Here is a 24,863-nt window from a genome sequence, read left to right as displayed (position 1 = left end):
AATTGGTTCTATATAAATCATTTTGTGGCGATTATTAATACTTTGTCTGTAGCATTTTAAAGCCGAGAGATAGACATCATCGCTCTTGGCCTGGATGTGAGCATAATATATGGTTTGGTTGTAAAACAAATACGGATGCCATGTAAATGGCATCCGTATACTGAAGTGCGTCGATTTCTGTAATGTTTTTAGTGCGTTTAATTTTTATAATAAAGAGGTAAGGTACATCTTGATAACTCCGGTACTCAAATTTCATTAGCTTCAACATTTCAAATTTAGCTCCATCAAATTCCCAGTGCATCAATCAAATCATTGACTTTTTCAGTATGAATAGAGCATAAATATGCCATTTTTTCACGGATTTTATTGTGCTCCGTAACATGTTCATGATCGGCGGTTATGGGAAAATCCTTGTTGTAAAACTGCATGGATTGTTCCTGAACTTTTATGCGGTTGAGCAATTGTGTTAAATCGGTCTCATGTTGTTCCAAAACCATAATTTCAACAGTGTTCAATTCTTTTCCCGGACAGCAATCCGCTACTTCTTTGTTTCTGTTTTTTATGATTTCAACCTCCTTAATATAGCTGCTCAACCTGTTTTTCCAGATTTTGTATTCAAAATCCAGGTCTATTAACTTAATCTCTCCTTTTTTCATACTCCAGCTCTTTTAGGTTTAGAAACTATCAGAAATAATCGGGTTTAGTACTGTTTCCAAAATATGAAAAAAAAATGATGCAAACAATCAACTTGAATACTTTTTATATCTATTCTTCCATAACACAAATTTCCCCTTTTCGCATGTGCGCAATGGTTTTATATGCTACTATGCTGATAATGACGGTTGCCATTGTTCCCAACGCCCATGAAATATACTTGAATTCATGAATCCCGGTCATTTCCCATGCCAAAGCTGTAGCTACGGTTATGGCTGTCATGGGGAATGTAAACGCCCACCACGACATGAAAAACCTGAGTTTTGTAAAACTTTTTCCCATTTTTGCCAATAGCAGCACAAAAAAGAGCGCCATCATCAGCATAAACATTGAAAATCCGTCCCATGACGGGAAAAACTTCATGTATGAGATAAATCCTACTGCCGGTGGCGCTATGAGTATGAAAAACGTTGGAATGAATTTTTCTGCCAACTGTCCATGAAATACTACTCTATAGAGGAAAATCACAAACAGTGCAATCCAGAAAAACATACCCGATGAGAAATAGAAATAGCTTATGATCATAGGTGCATGTTCTATCCCGCTAACCGGAACCAGAACATTTCCTACTGCCGGGATAAACCAGGCCGGATTAAAATGTTGTATCTGATAATTGTGCTGAATCCAATAGCTTATGGCGTTAAGTGCAAACCATGTTTGAAGAGCCACTCCCGGCCACCAAAGCCACGCTGAGATGGCCTTGTTGTATACTTCAAAAGCTATGGATAGCAATAAAAGTGATATGGAAATGGTGGGGAAGAAATTAATGCGAATGGGATGCCGATATTCAGCCATTACCTCCTGCGGAAACATTATCCTCTTTAAAAGATACATCACGCTGATAACAACAAATAGAGTTGTAACGCTCCATAAAGCCACATTGTAGAATGTGGTGGGCAGCCATCCAAGTTGTCCGTATTTTGAGAAAATAAGGGTTAAACCGCTTAAACCCATTATCACTGTATAGGCTGTGATTGGGAAGTATTTGATTTTATCTGACATGTTTATATGTTTTAAAAATATAGATATGCAAATATATAAAATAAAACATGTATCATACTAAATGTTGGTTGAATTTTTAAAAATGTTTGCCAAATATTAGTTCAATAATTAAGGGTTATATACCTAACCTGCATTATTCACAAATTATCTATTACGATGCTCAACTACCTACTAAATCTGGACGTCCTCAATAAAATTGATTTGAAAATAATTCATTATTCCCTTCATCAATTTTCTTTGCGGTTGTCCATATTTATTGGTATTTGATCATCTCATTACGACAATTCATGAATAAAGCAGGCTAAAAGAGCTGAACACAATATGTGTTCAGCTCTTTCTGTCATTAGTTTCTTTCTAACTTAAAGCAGCATAGCTTTAATCGAAGATTAAAGATTCAGCAAGCGTTTTAAATGCCTCTCATAAATGTTTTCATACACACATTTTCCAACAATCTCGGCATTTTGTTTCAACAGTTCGTTATACTTATCAATTTCATCGGCGGCCAGTTTATATCCTACATGAACCAACTGACGCATGTTTGGATTATACAGCGGATGCTCAGGAATATGTCGAAGCGCATTGGCAAAGTCCTCGTTACTCCATTTGTTCACGGTCTCAGCCGAAGGAAGTTGATTTTCGTCGATGTCGATAACATCGGCATAGGGTGCACACAGCTTTTCAACGTTCTCCAGAGCCTTGGCGTAAAGCTTTTTCACAAAATCCAGAGCTTCACCTCCGGCCAGTGCGAGGCCAATCACCTCTTCAAGCCAGGTGGTTCCGGCAGTTTTCAGGTGAAAACCTTTGTTGTGTTTTTGTGTCAGATCTCTGATAGGGTCGTAAATTGAGAATTTGTCCGATCCTGAATGTACGCTGAGTTTAAGCTCAGCTGGTAAGCCAAATTTTGCAATGGCGAAGTCAATAACCATCAGGTTAGCCTCAAACTCTTCGGCAAATGCTTTGGTGTCACCCACATAATCCACACCTTTGTTAAATCTTCCGGTGAACTTGGGAGCAATTGTTTGCGCTGGTACGTTGTAATGTGCCAGCATAGCTAAAATAAAAAAGAGTTCCACCGGGGTTTGTGGATTGGGAACTTCGTCCATTGATACTTCTGTAATGAAGTTTCCTTCTCCTTTGGCAGCGACAATTTTCTTATAAGTTTCGCCAGCCATACAAGCAGCGTAAAGATATTGCGAGGTGATGTTTTGCAGTTGCTCCCGGCTGACCGTAATTTGTTTCGCGATTCCCGGTATAGAGAATGAGCCAACATAACTCTCCATCTTCTTCAGGAAGGTCTCTTTTTCAGCACAATCTCCCTGTTTTCCTATGTAAGAAGCAACATCAATGGTGAAAAAGTCTGAGCTGTCCATGAATTTTTCAACATTGTCAAGATTGATGTGATCAGCATCAATAAAGTAAGGCTTATTCCAACCCATCTCCTTTAACGCCGCGTCAACTGCATTGCGTGTGTCAGCAGGTTGACTTCCGATTGTTGTATGCTCGCGGTTGGATTTATTCCATACCGGAGTGATGCTGAATCCCTTCTTTTCCGCTTCAATCACAGCACTTAACTGTGCTTTTGCCTGATGAGCAAAACGATCGCCCATGCCGATTGAATATTTTGATAGTTTTTTCATTTTATTGATTTTAAGGATATTAACTGCTTGTGATTTTTTTCTATTGAAACAGGTCAACGTTTTCAACGTTGACAATTTCCACCGGTTGAAACTCTCTTTTTCCAACTGTTTGATTGGTTGTAAGATACTCAAACATCCGCTTAACAGCCTTTTCTGTCTGTTCGGTTGGTTTCTGCCCAATTAAGAACCTTATTAAACCTCTTTTTAAATAGTCGATGTTTTTTCTGGTAAGTTCATATCCCACCAGGATAAGGTTGTTTAATTTTTGATCCTCCAGATATCTGGCAATGACATGGGTTTTGGCACTCGATACCAATATTGCGCCAATATTGGGATTGGATTTTAGGATATAATCCATTCTGGATTTAACCGTTTCTTTATCCGAAGATGGAATCTCCACTGTGATTTTCATTCCAAGGTTTCTTCCCGTATCCAGAAAATAACTCATAAACCCCTGGTTTCGTCGGTTCAGATGCTGGGTGTTTTCCAAATCCTTGGCAATGTTTACAATAAGAATATCTTTTGACGGCTCCAGACCATAATCAATAAGACTGGCGGCAACTCTGCCTCCCTGGTAGGCATCTTCACCTATAAAGGAAATGCAATTGGCGTTTTCAATGTAGGTGTCGATAAAAATGTAGGGCGTATTTCTGTTATCCAGTTCGCTGCAAAACTGTATGGACTCTTTTTTCAGAATCGGAGCAAAAATGACTCCCTCAGGATTATATTCCAGAATTTCTTTCGTTTTGGCTAAAAAGTCAGCCTCATTGTGCAGTTCAAAAAAGAAAAAGCGCACATCCACGTAAAATGGACGCAGGTCTTTTACGGCTTTTTCAATTCCTTGCGGATGTGCCATCCAGAATACGTTTTCGTTGCCACCACGTGGCAACAAAGCTGCCAAATGGTATTGTTTTTTGGTGGTTAATGCCTGTGCAACAATGTTTGGCTGGTAATGCATTTCACGCGCAATGGTTAAAACCCGTTCACGTGTATCGGCTGCAACCTCTCCACGGTTGTGCAGTACCCTGTCAACCGTGCCTATGGAAACACCGGCCTTTTGTGCAATATCTTTTATTCTTACCTGTTTCATCCGTATTTAATTAGTTTATTACGGTCGGATGCGACTTGCATGAGAGGTTTTTGATGAATTTTCCCATGCGCGTTTCATTTTTGCTTAAAGATGAGATGTATAATAAAGTTGTAGTTTAACCACAATGAGCATAAAACTTTAAATAGGTTTTAACACCGTTAGAATGATAATTCTAAAACGTCATAGTGCTTTTTGTGGTTAAACTACATTTTAATCAAATTTTTCTTGTTTATATAAATAATAGTTCGTTAATCTTTTTTATTTGCCTAACAATCAGATGTTTATAAACTTGCTGCGATGACATTTAATCAACTGATAATAAGAAGCTTACTTGTATCTTATGTCTAATAATCTAAAAGTCTAACGATCTATTGTATAAAGAAATCATAAGTCATCAGAATCCAAACATCCTCGGAACAACAAGGCTGATGGATGGGATAAATGTGATCAATAGCAGTGCTACCATCATGGCAATAAAGAATGGAATCATGGGTTTGATCACATCCTGAATTTTAAGGTTGGCAACACTACATCCGATAAACAGAACAGAACCTACGGGTGGAGTACATAAGCCAACGCAAAGGTTCGTGATCATGATGATACCAAAATGAATCGGGTCAATTCCCATTTCCGGTCCGGTAACAATGGGCAGGAAAATAGGAGTAAAGATTAATACTGCAGGTGTCATATCCATAAAGATTCCAACAAACAGCAAGATGAAGTTGATCATCAAAAGAATAACCAGCGGGTTTGATGATATGCTCAACAATCCGTCGCTAACGGTTTGTGGTATGTTCTCGTACGACATTACCCACGATAACCCGATGGAGGTAGCAATCAACAACATTACGATGCCTGTGGTTCTTACTGTATTGATGATGATACGGGGAAGATTTTCCACACGAATCTCTTTATAAAAGAAAGCCAAAAACAGACAGTAGACAACAGCAATGGCCGAGGCTTCTGTGGCCGTAAAAAATCCGGCAACAATACCGCCTATTACAATCACCAGCATCATTAAACTGGGAATGGCATCGAGGAATTTTTTGATGCCTGTTTTGAAAGGAACTTTTACTCCAACCGGGTAATTTTTACGATAGGCATATACTCCGCCAACGGCCATTAAAAGCAATCCGGTGAGAATCCCGGGGATGTAACCGGCCAAAAACAGAGCTGCGATGGAAACTCCACCACTTGCCAAAGAGTAAACAATGAGGATGTTACTTGGTGGGATTACCAATCCGGTAGTGGCTGATGTAATGTTGATGGCTGCAGAGAAATTCTCCTCATACCCTTCTTTTTTCATCTGGGGTCCCATAATGGAACCGATGGCTGAAGCAGAAGCAGCGGCTGAACCCGAAATGGCTCCAAACAACATGTTTGCTGTAACATTAACCATGGCAAGACCTCCAGGTAACCTTCCAACTACGACTTTGGCAAAATCAATTAAACGTATGGCTATACCTCCAGAGTTCATAAGTTGACCAGCCAATATAAAAAATGGGATAGCCAGAAGAGAAAAACTATCGAGACTGGTTGCCATTCGCTGCGCAAGCGTTGATATGGCCGGCAATACGTCCATATTCACCAACATGGTGATGATGGCCGACAAACCGATACTGTAAGCCACCGGCACGCCAATGACCAGAAAAAACAGAAATGAAGCAATAAGTACAACTATTCCTAAAATATCCAATTCCATGGTGGTTTTATTTTAAAGATTTTAATTCTTTTATTAAGTGTCTGATGTCGTCACTGGCGTAGTAAGTCATCAGTAATCCGCTAAATGGAACAATCATGTATACATATCCCATGGGAAGCTGAAGTGCAGCTGAAATCTGTCCATTTACAAATTGAACGTACATAAGCCACGTACCACCAATCACCATAACGCTGATACAAAAGAGTATGATTAGAAAGTTTATGAAAATCATTGTACGTTTGTGTGTTTTTGGCCCCATCTTGGTGTGGAGAATGTCAATGGCAAGGTGTTCGTTGCGTCCTTTTACGTAGGCAGCACCGGCCAATCCAACCCAGATCAGCAGAAATCCCGCCAATTCGTCGGTGAAGGAGCTGGGGCTGGAAAAAATGTATCGACTGGCAACCTGCCAAACCACGTTCACCACCAGGGTGCTCATGACGACTACCAGGAACAATTCAAGCATTTTGTCTATTTTCGCTCTAAAATTCATAGCTATATATGATTTTGAAACCTGTGTGGAAATTAGTTTCGTTAGTTTTTTTCGTATTCGCTGGTTAACTCTTCAAGATCGGCCACATGGTAATCCTCGGGTTGGATGGCTCTGATCTGCTGAATCAGATCATATATGGCGGGGTTATTCCTATAGAGTTCAAAAACACTTTCGGTGGCTGCCATAAATGGTTCTTTATTTGGAATAATGACCTCTACGCCTGCGGCTTTAACTGCTGCGAGTGCCTCGTTTTCTGAACGCTCCCATTCCTTACGTTGCACGACTACTGATTCATCGGCTGCTTGTTGAAGCCATTTTCGCTCTTCTTCAGTCAATCTGTTCCAGGCATGTGTACTCACTATCATCACATCCGGAATCATGGTGTGTTCGTTAAGCAGATAGTATTTACAAACTTCATAATGTCTTGACAAGAAAAAACTTGGGGGATTGTTTTCTGCTCCATCAACAACACCTCCCTGAAGTGCGGTATAAAGTTCACCCCATGAAACTGGTGTTGGGGCGCCTCCCATGGCGCGAATCATTTCTACGGCAGTGATACTTTGCATGACTCTGATTTTTAAGCCTCTTAAATCATCAGGGGTTTCAATCCTGTCTTTTGTATAGAAGCTTCTGGCACCGGCATCATAGAAGCATAAACCACGAAGCCAAAATTCAGTTCCCTTTGCCAGCATGGCTTCTCCTATTGGACCATCAAGTACTGTGAAGGAATGCTCTTTATCCCGAAAAATGTAGGGAAGACCCAATACTTTGTACTCTTCTACAAACCCTTCCATCGCAGCAGCTGAAACCTTCGTAAGATCCATGCTTCCAAGTTGAATTAGCTCCAGACTTTCTCTTTCTGATCCCAGAACTCCTCCTGCATAGATTTGAATTTGAACCTGTCCGTCAGATAATTCGGCAACTCTGTCGGCCATGTATTGCATGGCAATATGCACAGAGTGCTGGGTGTCGAGGGTGTGTCCCAACCGAAGTATCTTTACATCACTTTGGAGGCCACATCCTGCAATAAACAGAACCGTGGCAAGCAACGCTGTTACTTTAAATTTCTTCATTTTTTTATAGATTGTATTTCAGGTTTATACGAAATCAATGAGCATACCTTATAATGAATCTACTTTATGCTTGTTGCGATTTCGATGCTTTACAAACTTATCTTTTCGTTATAAACAAAAGGTGATGGGGGATAAAGGTCTTTAAGGTTTAGTCAATGACAAACCAGTTTCCCGAAAGGGAAGCTGGTTTTAAGTTTATGCCTAAACGTTATAAGTCGAAGAAGCCGTGGTTCCACCACGTCCTGTCCAGTTGGTGTGGAAATACTCACCACGAGGCTTGTCAAGCCTCTCATACGTATGCGCCCCAAAATAGTCGCGCTGAGCCTGAAGCAGATTCGCCGGCAACCTTTCGCTTCTGTATCCGTCAAAATAGTTAAGAGCGGTTGCAAAAGCAGGCGTAGGAATACCGTTCTCAATGGCAGCAGAAATAACACGACGCCATCCTTGCTGTGCTTTTTCAATCACATCCTTGAAGAAAGGATCGAGCAGCAAGTTGGTCAAATCTGGTTTGGCATCATAAGCGTCCTTAATTTTTCCAAGGAAAACCGAACGGATGATACATCCACCACGCCACATCAATGCAATGCCTCCATAATTCAGATTCCAGCCATATTCTTTTGCTGCGGCAGCCATTAATGCATAACCCTGAGCGTAAGATACAACCTTTGATGCGTAAAGCGCATCCTGAAGATCATTCAGGAACTGTTTTTTATCTCCTTTGAACTCCGGTTTTGGCCCGGATAGAACTTTAGAAGCGGCCACACGCTCATCTTTAATGGCAGATAAACAACGGGAGAATACAGCTTCTCCGATTAATGTTAATGGAATGCCTAGGTCGAGAGCCGAGACAGCTGTCCATTTTCCTGTTCCTTTTTGTCCGGCTGTGTCGAGGATTTTTTCAACCAATGGTTCGCCATCCTCATCTTTGTATCCCAAAATGTCACGAGTAATTTCAATCAGGTAGGAGTCAAGAGGTCCTTCGTTCCACTCTTTAAAAACATCGTGCATTTCGTCGGCACTCATTCCCAACAGGTCTTTCATAAGGTGATAAGCTTCATTGATCAGCTGCATGTCACCGTATTCAATTCCGTTGTGTACCATTTTTACGAAATGTCCGGCACCATTCTCTCCAACCCAATCGCAACAGGGAGTTTCGTCTTCAACTTTAGCTGAGATGCTTTGGAAAATTGGTTTTACAAGTGGCCATGCTTTTGGGGATCCTCCTGGCATAATTGAGGGTCCTAGCAATGCACCTTCTTCACCTCCAGAAACGCCTGTTCCGATGTATAGCAATCCTTTGCTTTCTACATATTGAGTTCTGCGATCCGTATCAGGGAAATGGGTATTACCACCATCAATGATGATGTCACCGGGCTCCAAAAGTGGAATCAAGCTTTCGATGCTTGCGTCAACAGCTCCTCCGGCTTTAATCATCAGCATCACTTTACGGGGACGTTCCAGCGATTGCACCAACTCTTCAAGTGTGCGGGTTCCTTTTATGTTTTTGCCTTTGGCGCGTCCGTTAATGAAGTTGTCAACTTTCTCAGTTGAGCGGTTGTAAACCGACACCTGGAAGCCTTTACTCTCCATGTTGAGAACTAAGTTCTCACCCATTACGGCCAGTCCAATAAGACCAATGTCTGATAATGCTTTCATATTGTTGTTTAATTTTTAAGGGTTATTAAAATCAGATTTTCAGTAACCAGATGTTATACTCTGTTGCAAATCTAATGCTCTGTATATAATGTTCTATTGTTTAATATTAGCAATTGTTTAATTTATTTCTTTATCATTCTATTGATGTATGGTTCTTATACAATTCGAGATTAGAGATAATGAGAATTTGAGAAAGAGATTTGTTGTTTTTAAGTTATCTTTTAATTCTTGCATTTCAACCCCTTTACTCTAGCATCTAAATATCTTATATCTATAAGTCTAAATGCTTTAATCCTTAAACCTGTCTTTGTGAGCCCATAAGCCAACTGCGGGATTGGAAATATAAAAAATTTCTTCGCCATCGGGCATGGTATTGAAGCCATCTTTAAGTTTTTCCGGGTCATAAAGTTTCATCATCTCTTTCAGATCCGCATATTTAAAGAATACCGATTCAATTTCCTCTTTGGTTAAATGTCCCGGACAATAAGTGACTGAAAAGCGTCCTTCTGAACTGCCATGAATCAGGTGCGCTGCGGCTCCCAGGTTGTTTTTCATGTCTTCGTTATTCTCAACGTACTCCAGAGTTTTAGGCGTTCCGCAGTAACCATATTTTCTAATCAGTTTATCAATGGTGGGATCTTCGCCAAACTCTTTCAGAGCAGGAGCCAGAACAATCAGTTCAGCATCATCAGCCAAAGCCATGCGGGTGCGGTAAATGCTTTTGTTACCCAGCCATGTGCTTCTGAATTCAGATGGATCCAGGTAAACTACAACTTTTTTCAATGGTTTTTCAACCATTTCAAAGTTTACCTGAATGGACAAATCAGCTGCCATTTCAAACACCTCTTCATCATCGCCGATAAATATGCCACGGGTAACCAATTTGCCTTGATCATTTCGGCCTATCACCGTTTGAACGTAAATAATTGGCATGTCACTGGCGAAATGTTCCGATGCATAATTCAGAACCCTTCGTACCGGGTTATTTGCACGCCCCATGATGCGCTCCATGCCATAGGCAGCTCCGATAAAATGACTTTTATTGATGCCTTCAGCTCCACCTGTTCCAACAAAAATGTTCTTATTGTAATTGGCCATGCCAATGACTTCGTGAGGAACCACCTGACCGATTGAAAGAATCAGGTCGTATCCTCCTTCAACCAGCATTTTATTGACTTGTGCCGGCCAGTCATAGTTGATGCGTCCATCGGTAATTTCGTTGATGTAATCGCCGGGAACCGTTCCAAGCGTTACCACGTCGTTACGCCAGTCGTGCACTCTGAATAGATCGAAGGGAACACCCGGGAACATGTGGTTTATTTCGTCTCCGGTCATGGCCACATGGGTCCCCAAAGCCGGTAATATGTCGGTCAGATTCTCTTTATAATATTGCCAGGCAAAAGCTGTTAACTCGCCTGCTTTGGAATGAAATCTGGTGTAGTCGGGAGGTATTGCCAAAACCTTTTTGCGGGTTCCCAGTTTTTCGAGAGCCGTAAAAAGAGCCGACTTCAAATCGTTTGATGAGAGTTCGTCGGTTGCTGAACCTCTTTGAAAATATACCATGGTAATTTTTATTTAAGTTCTCTGATTGAATCTTACAGGTTATCAAGGGTGAGACCTATCGTCTCACTCTTGCATTGCCACTCCAGATGCTCCATACCATCTCTTCATCGGCAGGTTGTCCGTAATCTGTGAGGAATGTGGTGGCTAATGCGCCGGTAGCCCAGCCAAACTGAATCCATTTTTCAGGTTCCCATTCTTTTAAAATGCCATAAAGCATTCCACCAACAAAACCATCTCCTCCTCCAATTCTATCCAGTACTTTTATTTCGCGTGGTTCAACAACATGCCAGTTGTTGCCTTCAAGCATAATGCCTCCCCAAAGGTGGTCGTTGGCACTGTGCACTTCCCTGAGGGTAGTGGCAAATACCGATGCATTGGGATAGGTTTTCTTCACCCGCATAATCATCTCCTTGAAACTGTCAATTTTAGCGGTGATGTCTTTACCTCCAGCCTCAGGTCCTTCAATGTTCAGGCAAAGCTGGAAGTCTTCCTCATTTCCAATGAGGATGTCTGATACAGAGGCTATTTCGGAGAATATTTCGTGTAGTTCCTTTTCGCGACCTTTCCAGAAGGATGCCCTGTGGTTGAGGTCGAATGATATTTTGGTTCCATATTTTTTAGCGGCACGTGCCAATTCCAGGCAGAAATTTCCTGTATCGGGAGAAAGTGCGGCAATAAGACCTGACAGGTGTACAATTTGTACGCCCTCTTCACCGAAGATTCTGTCCAGGTCGAAATTCTTCACGTTTAATGTACGCCCAATTTCACCGGCACGGTCGTTGTGAACGCGAGGCCCGCGTGAGCCAAATCCGCTGTCGGCAATGTTAAACTGATGTCTGAAACCCCATGGGTCGCCCTGTTCAACGTCCGGACCTTCATAATCCATGTGGCGGGTTTTCAGATTGCTTTTTATAAATTGAGCGATGGGACTGTCTTTTACGAAAGTGGTTAAAACCTTAACCGGCAAACCAAGGTAGGAAGAAACACTGGCTACGTTGGTTTCGGCACTGGTTGCCTGCATCATGAACGTGTCACTGCTGTGAACGGGTTGCCCGTTTACAGGAGTAATTCTTACTCCCATGCTGGTTGGAACAACCATTGCCCATTTGAAATCTTTTTTTAATTCGAGACTCATGATTATTTGATTTTAAGGGATGATTTTGTTTGATAACCTGGGTGAAAGATTTCGGATTTGAAAAATCCGAAATCAAAAATCTCATTTAAACACCGCTGTATGCACTGAATCCGCCATCTACCGGAACAACTATTCCGGTTATGAACTCAGACCAGTCAGATAAAAGGTAAAGCAATGTACCGGTTAACTCCTCAGGGGTTCCATATCGCTCCATTGGTGTGCCGTTGATGATTTTTTTACCGCGAGGGGTTGATTCTCCTGTTTTTTCATCCACTAAAAGAAAACGGTTCTGATTGGTTAAAAGAAATCCGGGAGCTATGGCATTTACTCTGATGCCGGTTTTGGCAAAATGCACTGCCAACCACTGCGTAAAGTTGTTGATGGCTGCTTTTGAAGCCGAATATGCAGGAATCCTGGTTAAAGGTCGGTATGAGTTCATGGATGAAATGTTTACAATTCCTCCATTTTTCTTTTCGAGCATATCAGTTGCAAAAACCAGCGAGGGGAGAAGGGTGCCTTTAAAGTTCAGGTCGAAGGTTTTGTCGAAACCTTCAAGTTGAAGACCGAAGAAAGTATCTTCAAGGTTATCGCCTTCTTCCATTTTTTCAACCTTTGAAGTGGCTGTTGCTGCATTACCTCCTGCACCATTAATCAGATAGTCAATTTTTCCCAGTTGGTCGTTAATGGCTTTTTTTGCCTGCTCAAGAGAGGTTTTATCCAGTACATTGGCTGCGAAACCTACAGAGTCGGTTCCTGTTTCGCTCTTGATTTCTTCCGCTACTTTTTGAGCAGCTTCCAGGTTTAAGTCCAGAATGGCTGTTTTTACTCCATGCATGGCCAAAGCTTTAGCCATGGTTGAGCAAATGACACCTCCACCGCCTGTTACAACGGCTACTTTGCCTTTGAGGTTTAAATCTTTTACCGGTGCTGTCATAATTTCTTAGTTTTTTACTTTATTAATGGTTGCCATCAGGTCTTTTACTTTTTGAGTAAGCGCAGCGAAATCACGCTTTTCTATCATCTCTTTTGGGAACAGATTGGAACCCATTCCTACGCAGGTTACGCCTGCGCTGAACCATCCTTTAAGGTTGGCTTCGGTGGTATCTACCCCGCCTGTTGGCATAATATTAGTTTTTGGCATAGGCCCTTTAACGGCTTTAACAAAAGAGGGTCCGCCAACTTCTGATGCCGGAAACATCTTAACAATTTCGGCACCAAGTTCCTCGGCACGCCCTATTTCGGAGATGGTTCCGCAACCTGGAGCCCACATCACTTTTCGGCGATTGCAAAGTTTTGCCATGTTTTCATTCAACAGAGGCGCTACAATAAAGTTTGCACCAGCCTGAATATAGATGGCCGCAGTTCCTTCTTCCACCACACTACCGGCTCCCAGTATCATCCCGGGTAATTCGGCCAAGGCATATTTGTTGATCTCACTGAAAAGTTCGCTTGCGAAATCTCCCCGGTTTACCCATTCAAACACCCGAATTCCTCCGTCGTAGCAGGCCTTTACAACACCTTTACAAACCTCTAAGTCTGAATGATAGAAAACAGGAACAACACCCGTTTCTTTCATTTTTAAGAATACCTCTATGCGTGTATATTTAGCCATGGTTTTTTTAATGTATTAAAGAAAGGAAAAAGAGCTGAAAGTGTTTAAACATTAATTGTGTTAATGCGGTTTTTCTGACTCTTAGTTTTTTATCAAACCCAAATACTCCGGCTCTTTTTCCGTTTCAAATTGTTTATTTATCGGGAAACTCTTCCGGAGGCATCGCCTCCCATTAATTTTTCTACCTCGTCAACTGTTACTTGGTTAAAATCACCATGAATGGTGTGTTTCAGGCATGATGCAGCTGTGGCAAAGCAGAGTGCTTTTTCGTCATCATTTTTATAGGTTAACAAGCCATAGATTAGTCCGCCCATAAATGAGTCGCCACCACCAACACGATCTACAATGTGTGTGATTTGATAAGTTGGTGCAGTGAACAGATTTTTTCCGTCATAAAGAACGCCCGACCATGAGTTGTGGTTGGCACTTACACTGCCACGCAGGGTTGTGATCACCTTTTTTACCCTTGGATATTCTTTCATGATTTGTTGTGAAACGCTACGATAAGCTTCGGCTTCAACGTGTCCGCCGGTTACATCAACACCTTCCGGTTTAATGCCCAGTACCATTTCAGCATCTTCTTCGTTTCCTAAAACCACATCGCAACCGGCAACAAGTTCAGGCATTACTTCACTTGCACTTTTGCCATACTTCCATAGGTTTTTGCGATAGTTCAGGTCACATGAAACCGTTATCCCTTTTTTATTTGCTGTTTGAATGGCTTCCAGACAAACGTCGGCTGCTCCTTGCGAAACAGCGGGGGTAATTCCGGTCCAGTGGAACCAGGTGGCTCCTTCCAGAATTTCGTCCCAGTTAAATTGTCCTTTTTTTATCTGAGCGAAAGATGAGTAAGCACGATCGTAAACGACCTTGCTTGCACGCGCTACAGCTCCTGTTTCAAGGAAGTAAATGCCCAGTCGTTCTCCGCCAAATTGAATGTCATTGGTGTCAATGCCATACTTTTTTAATTCCATATGGCATGCTCTTCCAATATCGTTTTTGGGAAGTGCAGTAACAAAAGAGGACTCAATGCCATAATTGGCAAGAGATGCAGCCACATTGGCCTCGCCACCACCATAACAGGCTTCAAACGAGGTTGCCTGTGCAAATCGTTGGTATCCGGGTGTGGATAACCTCAACATAATCTCTCCGAAGGAAACTACTCTTGGTGTCATTTTTTTATCTATTACAATATGAATATGATTGTTCTTTATTCGTTTTAATTTTGGCTTTTAAAAGCCAAAATATCTCATTGGGTTGTGATAGCAAATATCCTCAACCACCGTTTTTAATAGTTTTTGATCGTTGGGTATCAATCCTTTATCTATTTCATGCCCTAAGTGATTACATAAAATGCGTCTGAAATACTCATGGCGAGGGTAGGAGAGGAAGCTTCTTGAATCGGTTACCATTCCCACAAAGCGAGATAAAAGTCCCAGCACGGATAGATCTCTTAAATGTTTCTCCATACCCACTTTTTGATCCAGAAACCACCATCCGGCACCATATTGAATTTTCCCGGGGGTTTTTCCGTCCTGGAAGTTACCAAGCATGGTTACAAACATCTCATTATCTGATGGGTTTAGATTGTACAAAATGGTTTTAGCCAATTTGTCTTCAGTATCAAGAAGATCCATAAATCTTGAGATTTTGTTGGCATCTTGTGGGTTTCCTATGGAGTCGAAGCCAACATCAGGCCCAAGTTTTTTAAACATACGGGTGTTGTTGTTGCGCATGGCTCCCAGGTGAAACTGCTGAACCCAGTCACGTTTGTGGTTCATTTTGCACAATTCGTACATCACATAGGTACGGTATCCTTCTGTCTCTGTGTCAGATAATTTTTCCCCGTTACGAATCTTTTCGAATGATTTGTCTGCACCATCAAGGAAATTTGGCGTATAATATAGTCTGTCGAGACCATGATCAGAAGCTTTACAACCAACCTCATTGAAAAAGGCATGTCTTTCGTCAAGAACTGAGATTAAATCTCCAAGTGTTTTAATGTTTTTACCGGATACACTCTCTAGTTTTGAGATGTACGCATTGAAAAACTCAGGATCTTCAATTTTCAAAACATTATCGGGTCTGAAGGTGGGACGAACTTTGATGCTAAAATTCTTCAAAGCCTGATGATATTCCAGCGAATCAGCAGGGTCGTCGGTAGTTCCAACCACTTCCACATTCATTTTTTTCAAAAGGTTTTGAGTTCTGAACTCATCCTGTTGAAGCATTTCGGTGGCTTTGTCGTAAATTTTTCCTGCATTTTCCGGAGTCAGCAAGTCGAAGATGTCGAAATGTCTTGCAAGTTCAAGGTGCGTCCAATGGTGTAATGGATTACCAATGGTTGAGGGCACGGTTTCGGCCCACTTTTGAAATTTATCCCGGAATGAGGTATTGCCGGTACAATACTCTTCGTCCACTCCGTTTGTGCGCATTGCTCTCCATTTATAATGGTCGCCCTCGAGCCAAATCTGTCCCAAACTCTCAAATTTATGATTGTCTGCGATTAATTTAGGTGAAAGGTGGCAATGGAAATCTACTATTGGCAGCTTTTCAGCATAGTCGTGATAAAGCTTTTGTGCTGTTTTGCCTTCAAGGACAAAGTCCGGATGAATAAATTTTCCCATAATCTATAATTGTCGTTAACGAACACGAAGGTATAACACGAAAGTAATTTTTCCAAATATTTTAACTCTTTTTGAATCTATAATAATCAATTCTTGTTTTGGGTTTATGGATTAAATAATAGAAAATGAGGTTGTTAAGGTAGATGTCTGAGTCCTGATTTCAGCAAGGTGCTATTGATGTAGTCTGAATTTTAGAAATCTAATTTATGAAAAAAGAATAAAAAGATCCAGATAAAATTGTGTTTTTTGTGCAAACGTTTGTATTTTTGTGTTATTGATTAGTGTTTTTATGAAGCGAGCTACGATAATTGATATTGCAAAAGCATTGGGAGTGACTCCTTCTACTGTTTCTCGGGCTTTATCCGGGAGCGTAAGGGTGAGTGTTGCCACACGCAAAAAAGTGGAGGAGAAAGCCGAGGAATTGGGGTACCAACCAAATGTCATGGCTTCCTCGCTGCGAAGAGGAAAAAGCGATACAATAGGTATGCTGGTTCCAAGAGTCAACAGACATTTTTTTTCGCATGTGATCAGCGCCGTTGAACAGATTCTTAACCCTGCAGGTTATAATTTGCTTATATGTCAAAGCTATGAAAGATTGTATAACGAGAAATTAGCATTACAGGCGCTTTTAAAAAACAGGGTTGCAGGCATCATTATGTCGCACTCAATGGAGACAGGCAATTTTGATCATATTAAAAGTATTACCAACGAAAATATACCATTAATACAGTTTGACCGTGCTTCAGCCACCGTAGCCGGGCCACGAATCATAAATGATAATTTCTCAGGAGCTTATATGGCGGTGAAGCATTTAATAAAAAGTGGATACAAAAGAATTGCACATTTAACCGGGGCGCTTTCGGTAAATGTATACAGCGAGAGATACAGAGGTTATAGATATGCCTTGGAGGAGGCCTGCCTACCATTACTGGAAGAATACGTTTTGGAAGAAGCCATTACCAAAGAGACTGGTTTTGAAAGAACAAGACAATTACTTGAAACAACCGAAACAGACGCCATTTTTTGTGCAGGAGATTTCTCTGCAATCGGGGCTATTCAGGCAATTCAGTCACTGGGAATGAAAGTCCCTGATGATATCGGAGTCGTAGGATTTGCAAATGAGCCTTTTGCAGAACTTTTAACACCAAAACTCACAACAGTTGAGCAAAATGCGTATGATGTTGGAAATAAAGCGGCACGGGCACTAATTAAAATAATTGAAAAAGGATCTCTGATTACGGAGGAGGAAATTATTCCGGTTAGATTATTAGTAAGAGAGTCTTCGATTAAGTTTTAATATTTAAGGATCTATCCTATTATAAAAGTGGTTGATTATTAATCGTTATTAGATATTGAATTTTTATGAAACAGATTTTAATAGTAATTGCTCTATCTTCATTAATTGTAGGTTGTCATTCAACCTCCATTATCTCCGAAGTTGATTATGGATGGTCTAAAACATCGGTTAATGCAGCCATATTTAGAAAGAACTCATTGGTATCCAACGATAAATTCCAGTATATTTCATTTTATGATAGCATTGGTAATGTAGTACTTGGAAAACGCAAACATGGTAAAGATGACTGGCGCCTGCATACAACCCAGTACCAGGGGAATGTTTGGGATGCTCATAATGTGATTAGCATAATGGTTGATGGTGATGGATATCTTCATGTTTCCTGGGATCATCATGACGGGCCATTGAATTATGCCAGGTCAATAGAACCAAGGGGACTTGAGCTTGGCCCCAGATTATCAATGACAAATAAACAGGAAGACCGGGGGGTTACATACCCTGAGTTTTATGCTCTCCCGGATGGTGGGATGTACTTCGTTTACAGATATGGAGCATCCGGTGCAGGAAACATGGTGCTTAACAGATATCATCTTGATGAAAAACGATGGGAGCGTATTCATAATAACCTGATAAGTGGAGAGGGTAAGCGTAATGCATATTGGCAAATGGCTGTTGACAATGAGGGTGATATTCATTTATCTTATGTGTGGAGAGATACTTGGGATGTTTCAACAAATCACAATCTATGTTATGCCCGATCATCAGATGGAGGCAGAACCTGGAAAACATCAACCGGCAAAATGCTGCCGGTTCCAATTACGTACGACACCTCCGAGATAGCAATGAAGATCCCTCAAAATAGTAACTTAATCAATCAAACGTCCATGACAACCGATGCCAACGGGAATCCGGCCATAGCAAGTTACTGGACAGCGGAAGGAGAGACTGTTACTCAGTTTTTTATTGTTTATCATGATGGGACGCAATGGCATTCATCTCAAGCCACCAATAGAAAAACACCTTTTTCTCTTGCTGGCGGTGGAACACGAAGAATTCCCATCAGCCGTCCGCAGTTATTGTCAAGGGTGGAAGGAGATGAAACTTTCTTTTATCTCATATACAGAGATGCCGAAGTAGATGATCGCGTGGTTATTTCTTCAGCATCAACAGTTGAAGGAATGCAATGGAAAAGGAAAGTTATTGATGAACTCGAAGTGGCTCAATGGGAGCCATCCTATGATACGGAATTGTGGCGCAATAAGGGGATTCTTAGTTTATATGTGCAAAAAGTTGGGCAGGGAGAGGGAGGAGAAAGAGCCGTCGAAATGGCTCCGCAAATGGTCAAAGTATTTCAATTGAGTCCATCTCAATTAAAAACATTTTTTTGATAACTGATTTACAAATTATAAAAGAAGAAAATTATGGATTGGGAATTAAGGTATGCGGCACATCCTGCCGATGCAAAGAATTATGATACTGAAAGAATCCGAAAGGATTTTTTAGTAGAGGAGTTGTTCAAATCCGGAAAAGTTAAAATGGTTTATACCATGTACGATCGTTTGATTGTTGGTGGAGCAATGCCAACTACAGCAGGAAGCAAACTAGAGCCTTTTGAAGAGCTGAAGGCTGAATATTTTCTGCAGAGACGCGAACTTGGTATTATAAACGTAGGTGGCCCTGCAATTATTAAAGCCGATGGACAGGAGTATAAGCTTGGATACAAAGAAGCTTTATACCTTGGAAGCGGGAATAAGGAAGTGTTGCTTGCTTCTGAGGCTGATGCCAAGCCGGCTAAACTTTATATGAATTCGGCTCCGGCACATAAGCAATTTCCAAATAAGAAAGTGACTCTTGCCGATGCTGAAGTTGTTGTGTTGGGAAGTTTGGAAACTTCAAATCACCGGCAAATTAACAAGCTTCTGGTTAATAGTGTTGTAGAAACCTGTCAGCTTCAAATGGGTATGACCGAGTTAAAAACTGGTAGTGTATGGAATACCATGCCACCACATACTCATAACCGGAGGATGGAAGCTTATTTCTATTTTGAGGTGCCCGATGAGCAGGTGGTTTGCCATTTTATGGGCCAACCAACAGAAACGCGCCACATTTGGATGAAAAATGAACAAGCCGTAATATCTCCGTCTTGGAGTATCCATAGTGCTGCGGGAACTGCAAATTATACATTCATATGGGGTATGGGTGGTGAGAATCTTGATTATGGAGACATGGATACACGTAAACCTCAAGATTTAAGATAGTGATGGTTACAGATTATTGGAAAAGGTATGATGATGCTGAAGTAACCGAGATTGCTCCCGGCATTGAAAGACGCATTATCAAGACAGAAAAACTGATGCTTGTGGTGGTCGATTTTTACGATGGGCCAACAAAAGCTGCTGATCCTTTCCACAATCATTATCATGAACAGGTATCTTATGTCGCCGAAGGTGAGTTGTACCTATTTGCTGATAAAAACGAACCTGTTCACTTGAAAAAAGGAGATCTGTTTGCCATGCAACCTGATGTGCCGCACACCATTCAGCGGCTTACTGAGCATGTAAGAATTGTGGATTGTTTTACGCCGTTACGTGAAGATTTTATAACTGATTAAACTGAGAAAAATGATAAACGAATTATTTGATTTGTCAGGCAAAGTAGCTCTGATAACCGGTGGCACTCATGGAATTGGAATGGCTATTGGAAAGGTACTTGGAAAAGCAGGTGCTAAAGTATGTGTAAATGACTTGTCTGCTGAAAAGCTTCAGGAATGCAAAGCAGAATATGCAAAGGATGGAATTGATGTTTACACTTTGGTGTTTGATGTTACCAATGAAGCTGATGTGGATAAAGGAATTTCTCAAATTGAGAAAGATCTTGGCAATGTCGATATTCTTGTAAATAATGCAGGAATTATTAAACGTATCCCAATTCTTGAGATGCCTTTAAATGATTTTAAACAGGTGTTAGATGTGGATCTTGTTGCTCCTTTGATCGTTGCCAAGCGAGTGGCTCCTAAGATGATTGAGAAGCGATCAGGAAAAATCATCAATATGTGCTCTATGATGAGTGTTTACGGGCGTAACAGTGTCTCTGCCTATGCTTCAGCAAAGGGTGGTTTAAAGTTGCTTACTGCCAATATGACTTGCGAGTGGGCCAAATATAATCTGCAAATCAACGGTATTGGCCCGGGTTATATTGCTACGGCGCAAACGGCGCCAATTCGTGAAGGCGGACATCCATTTAACGATCTGGTAATGACCAGAACCCCTGCTGCCCGTTGGGGAGAGCCTGAAGATGTTGCAAATGCAGCACTGTTTCTAGCGTCAAAAGCAAGTGATTTTGTAAATGGTCATGTGCTTTATGTTGATGGTGGTATTTTGGCCAATTTTGGATATGTGAAGGGTGAGAATGATATTTAATCAGTAACGAACCATAAACATATATTGATATGAAGTTTAGAAATTTGATTTCCGTTGTTTCGATTGCCATTTTAATGGCATCATGCGGTGCACCAGGCATTCCGGCTTTCGAGGTCACTAATCCATTTAATGAACCTGTTCCAGGTAAAGCAGTTGTTTTACCTCGTGCGGTTGTTCAACAATTTGTTTTAGATGAAATGATTGGCCCTATTGATGTGGTTGTAGTCAATCAAAAGGGGGATGTAATGGCATCGCAAACCGATGACATCAATGGTGATGGAAACTGGGATGAACTGGTGTTTCTTGCTGATTTTGGACCAAACGAAACTCAAAAATTTCGTTTTGAGGCTGTAAATCCTGCAGATATGCCCGAATTCACAAAACGTACTAATATACGTTTTGCTAGGAAAGATCCGCCCCATGAGCCTGCTTATGATGATCTGAGATTGAAATCTACTGATAGTCCAACCATCTCAGCAATTTTTCAAATGGAAGGGCCCGGCTGGGAAAACGATTTAGTAGGTTTCCGTAATTATTTCGATGCGCGAAATGGTATTGATATCTTCGGAAAAACTACTACAGACATGATCCTCGACATTGCCGGAATCGATGGCCAGAATTATCACGTAATGGACGACTGGGGAATGGATAATCTGATTGTAGGTAATTCATTGGGAGCCGGAGCCATTGCGATTGGCATTGATGGCGAAGTTTATCGTGTGGGTCCTGCTGACAAAGCTGGTTTTCGACTTGTAACAGAAGGTCCTGTACGTTCAATTATTGATCTTACTTTTGAAGGAGTAACAGTGGGTGACCGGAAATATGACCTGGTTCACAGGATCTCAATTTACGCCGGCGACCATTTTTACAGAGCAAAGGTTTGGGTCGATAATTTACAAGGCGATGAAGTTCTGTATACAGGAATTGTAGATATGCATGAGTTGGAACTTTTTCAATCTGAATCTGCCGGTTTTACTGTTTTTGGAAGCCATGGCAATCAGGGATATGATGGTGAAATACTTGGACTTGGAATATTAATTCCTACCGAACAGTTCAAGCATCAACGTTCGGCTCCTGAAACCGGCGACGGAGTTATCCGCACTTTTCTTACTGCCATTGAGCTTGAGCCCGGCATTGCAGCAGAATATGCCTTTTTCTCTGGATGGGAATATCAGGATACCGGTTTTGCCCGTGAAATTTACTTTCGGGAAATGCTGAATAAAGCAGCTTTTAAGTTAGATGACTCTGCCTGGTTATTGCCATAGACGAGTACGTTGTTTATTGTTTAAGTGGTTAATTACCCTTTGGTTTGCATTTGCAAACCAAAGGTTTTTTTTCTACTTTTAGTTTCTTCATTATATATTGATAATCACTACTGATCAGCTAATTAATTTAGATTTCTTGCTCTGCTCGAAATGACAAAACTTTCAGGAGGTCAAGGCGGGTGAAGGGGTGATGGCGGCTTCGCCGCAATAACCCCTCACCTCTCACAGCGTAACAGCTTGTCGTTTCGCGCGAAGCGAAAAATCTATTATATGATTATCATTAAAAAAAATCTTAGTCGGACAGCAGTGATTGATAATGATATAGTTTTTTAGAACTATCTTTGTTCAAAGACCATTTAATGTTTGTTAAATTACGAACCCTTAAATAATAGAGGGGAGATCGCTCTGAAACGAGTCCCGAGGCTTCGGGAGGAGTTCTATCCCGATAAATCGGGACTTATAGTCTAAATTTTAACACATAAAATCTGAACAGTAGATTAAATATAAGCCTTGCTGATTGCGATGAGTTGCGTTTTATGCAGCAAGATGCCAGGGCTACGCCCCTTGGATAATTGGTTCGATGATTCGCTGCTATGAAGATGTCAGGGCTAGCGCCCCTACTTTAAACGAAATATTATTTACGTGAAAGTTAGAATTCAAACAATCAGAAGTAAATGAAATTATAAACAGATGAAATACTATTGTTTTATTTTAGTTGCTGCTTTTGTTTTTAGCGGATGTTTTAATTCCGGTGGAAAAGATAAACAGCATTCAACAGGAACAATGGCCGAAGCCCCCGATATGCATACTTCACAAATAGCATTAGACTGGGATGGTGTCTATTATGGTGTTTTGCCCTGTTCCAGTTGTGAAGGGATTGAAACAACTCTGGAAATCCATCCTGATCACACTTTTAGCTTAAGCAGAACTTATGTTGGAAAAGATGTCGATCCTTTTTTAAGTCACGGAACCTTTGAGTGGGATTCTTCCGGCTCTAAAATTATAATCGACGAAGGCAACGATTTCACAACAATCTATTTTGTTGGTGAAGGTTTTCTTTTGCAACTGGATATGGACGGTCAACGCATAGAAGGTTCATTGGCCGATAAATATAGACTGATTAAACAAGCCGATTAAAATTCATCGAGATGGGGCATCATCACCATACTAAAGAGAAGAAAGATCCCGGAGTACGCAAGCGGTTAAAGGTTGCCTTCGTATTAAATTTTTCATTTACCATCATCGAGTTTATTGGAGGTGTTTACACCAATTCAATGGCCATTATTTCCGATGCCATTCATGATTTGGGCGATACCGTGGCCATAGGCAGCGCCTTGTGGCTCGAAAAAGTAGCCACAAAAAAGCGCGACAGCAAATATTCCTATGGTTATAAACGCTTTTCTACTTTAGGAGCACTTCTTACCAGTCTTATTTTATTGGTGGGTAGTGTGATTATAATTTATGAAGCCATTCCCCGTCTTATTGCTCCGCAACCCGTTTTAGCAATGGGCATGATGTGGTTGGCAGTTTTAGGTATCGTTTTTAATGGAATTGCCGTTTTGCGGCTTCGCGGCGGGAATGCTTCCTTAAACAATCGTGCAGTGATGTTGCACCTCATGGAAGATGTATTTGGTTGGTTTGCCATATTGATCGGAAGCATCATCATTAAATTAACCGGGTGGTATTGGATTGATCCGATTTTATCTTTGGTGGTTGCTGCTTATATTCTGTTTAATGTATTTAAAAATCTCAGAAGCATTCTGCGTGTCTTTTTACAATCGGTTCCCGATAATTTTGATGCTGCAAAACTTGAGGCGCAACTGCTGACCATAAGTGGAGTAAAGGAGGTACACGACATTCACACTTGGACAATGGATGGCAATTATCACGTGTTGAGTTTGCATTTGGTGGTGGAGCATGGCTCCACCATTGAGCAACTGATTCAGATGCGAAGTTTAGCCAACTCAAAGGTTAAAGATTTTGGAATTCACCATCCTACCATTGCATTGGAGTTTGAGGATGAAATTTGTGATATATGCGAATAATGCATTAAGATTTTTTCGTGCAGGGAAATCTGAATTTTACAAGCTTGTCAACAAATAGAAAAAAGCTGTCTCAAGGAGACAGCTTTTAAATTTCTTCAGATCTTGTTAGTAGTTGCTTCTGCCACCGGATTCCCGGTTATATCCACCACCTCCACGACGGTCGTTACGGTTGTTTCCGTGTCCTCCACGATTCCCAAAGGAACGTTTTCTGTCAGAATCTTTTCTCTCTTCTGATTTGTTCACAACGATGGCGCGACCTTCAACTTCGGAACCATTTAATTCGTCAATTGCTTTTTGAGCAGCTGCATCATCTGGCATTTCTATAAAGCCAAACCCTCTGCTTCTGCCTGAAAACTTGTCGGTAATGATTCTTGCTGAAGCCACCTCACCATAAGCTTCAAATAGCTCTTTTAATGCAGCCTCCTCCAAACGGAATGGCAAACTGCCAACGAAAATGTTCATTATAAGATATTTATTTAATTAATACGTGATCTAAAGATATGGTTTTTTTATGAAAATGAACATACTACGAAAAA

At 41.1% G+C, this 24,863-nt stretch carries 23 protein-coding genes; 8 read left to right on the top strand and 15 right to left on the bottom strand.

Annotated elements, in window-relative coordinates; genetic code table 11:
• Window positions 1-284: 284 nt before the first annotated feature.
• The 14 genes from EV194_RS11990 to uxaC all read right to left on the bottom strand — a co-directional run bounded on the left by EV194_RS11990 (window position 285) and on the right by uxaC (window position 16,301).
• Entirely contained in the window at window positions 285-656 is a 372-nt protein-coding gene (locus EV194_RS11990) for a hypothetical protein (protein ID WP_132434281.1), read from the bottom strand.
• 109 nt (window positions 657-765) lie between these two features.
• Window positions 766-1,716: an SLAC1 anion channel family protein gene (locus EV194_RS11985; protein WP_132434280.1), complete on the bottom strand. Its 951-nt coding sequence runs from the start codon at window positions 1,714-1,716 to the stop codon at window positions 766-768.
• Between the two features lie 386 nt (window positions 1,717-2,102).
• Window positions 2,103-3,353, bottom strand: coding sequence for a tagaturonate epimerase family protein (locus EV194_RS11980; RefSeq protein WP_132434279.1), 1,251 nt, complete (start codon window positions 3,351-3,353; stop codon window positions 2,103-2,105).
• A 40-nt stretch (window positions 3,354-3,393) separates the two neighbouring features.
• Window positions 3,394-4,443 (bottom strand): LacI family DNA-binding transcriptional regulator, encoded by a 1,050-nt coding sequence (locus EV194_RS11975; protein WP_132434278.1) that lies wholly within the window; start codon window positions 4,441-4,443, stop codon window positions 3,394-3,396.
• Window positions 4,444-4,837: 394 nt separating this feature from the next.
• A complete protein-coding gene (locus EV194_RS11970; protein ID WP_132434277.1) occupies window positions 4,838-6,145 on the bottom strand; it encodes a TRAP transporter large permease in 1,308 nt (435 codons plus the stop codon).
• A gap of 7 nt (window positions 6,146-6,152) precedes the next feature.
• Window positions 6,153-6,635, bottom strand: a complete 483-nt coding sequence (locus EV194_RS11965; protein ID WP_132434276.1) for a TRAP transporter small permease — start codon at window positions 6,633-6,635, stop codon at window positions 6,153-6,155.
• Between the two features lie 41 nt (window positions 6,636-6,676).
• Complete coding sequence (locus tag EV194_RS11960) at window positions 6,677-7,708, bottom strand: TRAP transporter substrate-binding protein (RefSeq protein WP_132434275.1); 1,032 nt, start codon at window positions 7,706-7,708, stop codon at window positions 6,677-6,679.
• A 201-nt stretch (window positions 7,709-7,909) separates the two neighbouring features.
• Window positions 7,910-9,364, bottom strand: coding sequence for a decarboxylating NADP(+)-dependent phosphogluconate dehydrogenase (gene gnd / locus EV194_RS11955; protein WP_132434274.1), 1,455 nt, complete (start codon window positions 9,362-9,364; stop codon window positions 7,910-7,912).
• A gap of 288 nt (window positions 9,365-9,652) precedes the next feature.
• Window positions 9,653-10,927, bottom strand: coding sequence for a lactate racemase domain-containing protein (locus EV194_RS11950; protein WP_132434273.1), 1,275 nt, complete (start codon window positions 10,925-10,927; stop codon window positions 9,653-9,655).
• A 55-nt stretch (window positions 10,928-10,982) separates the two neighbouring features.
• A complete protein-coding gene (locus EV194_RS11945) occupies window positions 10,983-12,062 on the bottom strand; it encodes a PfkB family carbohydrate kinase (RefSeq protein WP_132434272.1) in 1,080 nt (359 codons plus the stop codon).
• An 85-nt stretch (window positions 12,063-12,147) separates the two neighbouring features.
• Entirely contained in the window at window positions 12,148-12,996 is an 849-nt protein-coding gene (locus EV194_RS11940) for an SDR family oxidoreductase (RefSeq protein WP_132434271.1), read from the bottom strand.
• Between the two features lie 6 nt (window positions 12,997-13,002).
• Window positions 13,003-13,674 (bottom strand): bifunctional 4-hydroxy-2-oxoglutarate aldolase/2-dehydro-3-deoxy-phosphogluconate aldolase, encoded by a 672-nt coding sequence (locus tag EV194_RS11935; protein WP_132434270.1) that lies wholly within the window; start codon window positions 13,672-13,674, stop codon window positions 13,003-13,005.
• Between the two features lie 137 nt (window positions 13,675-13,811).
• A complete protein-coding gene (locus EV194_RS11930) occupies window positions 13,812-14,849 on the bottom strand; it encodes a sugar kinase (RefSeq protein WP_132434269.1) in 1,038 nt (345 codons plus the stop codon).
• 57 nt (window positions 14,850-14,906) lie between these two features.
• On the bottom strand, window positions 14,907-16,301 hold the full coding sequence (gene uxaC, locus EV194_RS11925; RefSeq protein WP_132434268.1) for a glucuronate isomerase: 1,395 nt from the start codon (window positions 16,299-16,301) through the stop codon (window positions 14,907-14,909).
• 289 nt (window positions 16,302-16,590) lie between these two features.
• On the opposite strand from uxaC, the gene EV194_RS11920 reads away from it, so the two are divergent.
• From EV194_RS11920 to EV194_RS11885, 8 genes are all read left to right on the top strand, one after another.
• Window positions 16,591-17,598, top strand: coding sequence for a LacI family DNA-binding transcriptional regulator (locus tag EV194_RS11920; protein WP_132434267.1), 1,008 nt, complete (start codon window positions 16,591-16,593; stop codon window positions 17,596-17,598).
• A 65-nt stretch (window positions 17,599-17,663) separates the two neighbouring features.
• Window positions 17,664-18,986 (top strand): BNR repeat-containing protein, encoded by a 1,323-nt coding sequence (locus tag EV194_RS11915; protein ID WP_132434266.1) that lies wholly within the window; start codon window positions 17,664-17,666, stop codon window positions 18,984-18,986.
• 33 nt (window positions 18,987-19,019) lie between these two features.
• A complete protein-coding gene (gene kduI / locus EV194_RS11910) occupies window positions 19,020-19,856 on the top strand; it encodes a 5-dehydro-4-deoxy-D-glucuronate isomerase (RefSeq protein ID WP_132434265.1) in 837 nt (278 codons plus the stop codon).
• Between the two features lie 2 nt (window positions 19,857-19,858).
• Window positions 19,859-20,209 (top strand): cupin domain-containing protein, encoded by a 351-nt coding sequence (locus EV194_RS11905; RefSeq protein ID WP_243699409.1) that lies wholly within the window; start codon window positions 19,859-19,861, stop codon window positions 20,207-20,209.
• A gap of 10 nt (window positions 20,210-20,219) precedes the next feature.
• Window positions 20,220-21,017, top strand: coding sequence for a gluconate 5-dehydrogenase (locus tag EV194_RS11900; RefSeq protein WP_132434263.1), 798 nt, complete (start codon window positions 20,220-20,222; stop codon window positions 21,015-21,017).
• A 29-nt stretch (window positions 21,018-21,046) separates the two neighbouring features.
• Complete coding sequence (locus EV194_RS11895) at window positions 21,047-22,282, top strand: DUF4861 domain-containing protein (RefSeq protein ID WP_132434262.1); 1,236 nt, start codon at window positions 21,047-21,049, stop codon at window positions 22,280-22,282.
• A 690-nt stretch (window positions 22,283-22,972) separates the two neighbouring features.
• Complete coding sequence (locus EV194_RS11890; protein WP_132434261.1) at window positions 22,973-23,419, top strand: copper resistance protein NlpE; 447 nt, start codon at window positions 22,973-22,975, stop codon at window positions 23,417-23,419.
• An 11-nt stretch (window positions 23,420-23,430) separates the two neighbouring features.
• Entirely contained in the window at window positions 23,431-24,327 is an 897-nt protein-coding gene (locus EV194_RS11885) for a cation diffusion facilitator family transporter (protein ID WP_132434260.1), read from the top strand.
• 105 nt (window positions 24,328-24,432) lie between these two features.
• Here the strand turns inward: EV194_RS11885 and EV194_RS11880 are convergent, their stop codons facing one another.
• Window positions 24,433-24,789 carry an RNA recognition motif domain-containing protein gene (locus EV194_RS11880; RefSeq protein ID WP_132434259.1) on the bottom strand — a complete coding sequence of 119 codons (357 nt, stop codon included), beginning with the start codon at window positions 24,787-24,789 and terminating at the stop codon, window positions 24,433-24,435.
• Window positions 24,790-24,863 lie beyond the last annotated feature (74 nt).

It is taken from the genome of Natronoflexus pectinivorans (genome assembly GCF_004345615.1).
GTDB lineage: Bacteria > Bacteroidota > Bacteroidia > Bacteroidales > Marinilabiliaceae > Natronoflexus > Natronoflexus pectinivorans.
The sequence above is the reverse complement of the archived record's forward strand: the minus strand, read 5'-3'. Positions and strand labels throughout refer to the sequence as shown.

Excerpts from the sequence above, each read along its gene's own strand:
- EV194_RS11985 (WP_132434280.1), bottom strand. The coding sequence starts at position 1,716 with ATGTCAGATAAAATCAAATACTTCCCAATCACAGCCTATACAGTGATA.
- EV194_RS11915 (WP_132434266.1), top strand. The coding sequence starts at position 17,664 with ATGAAACAGATTTTAATAGTAATTGCTCTATCTTCATTAATTGTAGGT.
- EV194_RS11885 (WP_132434260.1), top strand. The coding sequence starts at position 23,431 with ATGGGGCATCATCACCATACTAAAGAGAAGAAAGATCCCGGAGTACGC.
- EV194_RS11940 (WP_132434271.1), bottom strand. The coding sequence starts at position 12,996 with ATGACAGCACCGGTAAAAGATTTAAACCTCAAAGGCAAAGTAGCCGTT.
- EV194_RS11920 (WP_132434267.1), top strand. The coding sequence starts at position 16,591 with ATGAAGCGAGCTACGATAATTGATATTGCAAAAGCATTGGGAGTGACT.
- uxaC (WP_132434268.1), bottom strand. The coding sequence starts at position 16,301 with ATGGGAAAATTTATTCATCCGGACTTTGTCCTTGAAGGCAAAACAGCA.
- EV194_RS11895 (WP_132434262.1), top strand. The coding sequence starts at position 21,047 with ATGAAGTTTAGAAATTTGATTTCCGTTGTTTCGATTGCCATTTTAATG.
- EV194_RS11880 (WP_132434259.1), bottom strand. The coding sequence starts at position 24,789 with ATGAACATTTTCGTTGGCAGTTTGCCATTCCGTTTGGAGGAGGCTGCA.
- EV194_RS11970 (WP_132434277.1), bottom strand. The coding sequence starts at position 6,145 with ATGGAATTGGATATTTTAGGAATAGTTGTACTTATTGCTTCATTTCTG.
- EV194_RS11975 (WP_132434278.1), bottom strand. The coding sequence starts at position 4,443 with ATGAAACAGGTAAGAATAAAAGATATTGCACAAAAGGCCGGTGTTTCC.
- EV194_RS11890 (WP_132434261.1), top strand. The coding sequence starts at position 22,973 with ATGAAATACTATTGTTTTATTTTAGTTGCTGCTTTTGTTTTTAGCGGA.
- EV194_RS11905 (WP_243699409.1), top strand. The coding sequence starts at position 19,859 with ATGGTTACAGATTATTGGAAAAGGTATGATGATGCTGAAGTAACCGAG.
- EV194_RS11960 (WP_132434275.1), bottom strand. The coding sequence starts at position 7,708 with ATGAAGAAATTTAAAGTAACAGCGTTGCTTGCCACGGTTCTGTTTATT.
- kduI (WP_132434265.1), top strand. The coding sequence starts at position 19,020 with ATGGATTGGGAATTAAGGTATGCGGCACATCCTGCCGATGCAAAGAAT.
- EV194_RS11950 (WP_132434273.1), bottom strand. The coding sequence starts at position 10,927 with ATGGTATATTTTCAAAGAGGTTCAGCAACCGACGAACTCTCATCAAAC.
- EV194_RS11935 (WP_132434270.1), bottom strand. The coding sequence starts at position 13,674 with ATGGCTAAATATACACGCATAGAGGTATTCTTAAAAATGAAAGAAACG.
- EV194_RS11980 (WP_132434279.1), bottom strand. The coding sequence starts at position 3,353 with ATGAAAAAACTATCAAAATATTCAATCGGCATGGGCGATCGTTTTGCT.
- EV194_RS11900 (WP_132434263.1), top strand. The coding sequence starts at position 20,220 with ATGATAAACGAATTATTTGATTTGTCAGGCAAAGTAGCTCTGATAACC.
- EV194_RS11930 (WP_132434269.1), bottom strand. The coding sequence starts at position 14,849 with ATGACACCAAGAGTAGTTTCCTTCGGAGAGATTATGTTGAGGTTATCC.
- EV194_RS11965 (WP_132434276.1), bottom strand. The coding sequence starts at position 6,635 with ATGAATTTTAGAGCGAAAATAGACAAAATGCTTGAATTGTTCCTGGTA.
- gnd (WP_132434274.1), bottom strand. The coding sequence starts at position 9,364 with ATGAAAGCATTATCAGACATTGGTCTTATTGGACTGGCCGTAATGGGT.
- EV194_RS11945 (WP_132434272.1), bottom strand. The coding sequence starts at position 12,062 with ATGAGTCTCGAATTAAAAAAAGATTTCAAATGGGCAATGGTTGTTCCA.
- EV194_RS11990 (WP_132434281.1), bottom strand. The coding sequence starts at position 656 with ATGAAAAAAGGAGAGATTAAGTTAATAGACCTGGATTTTGAATACAAA.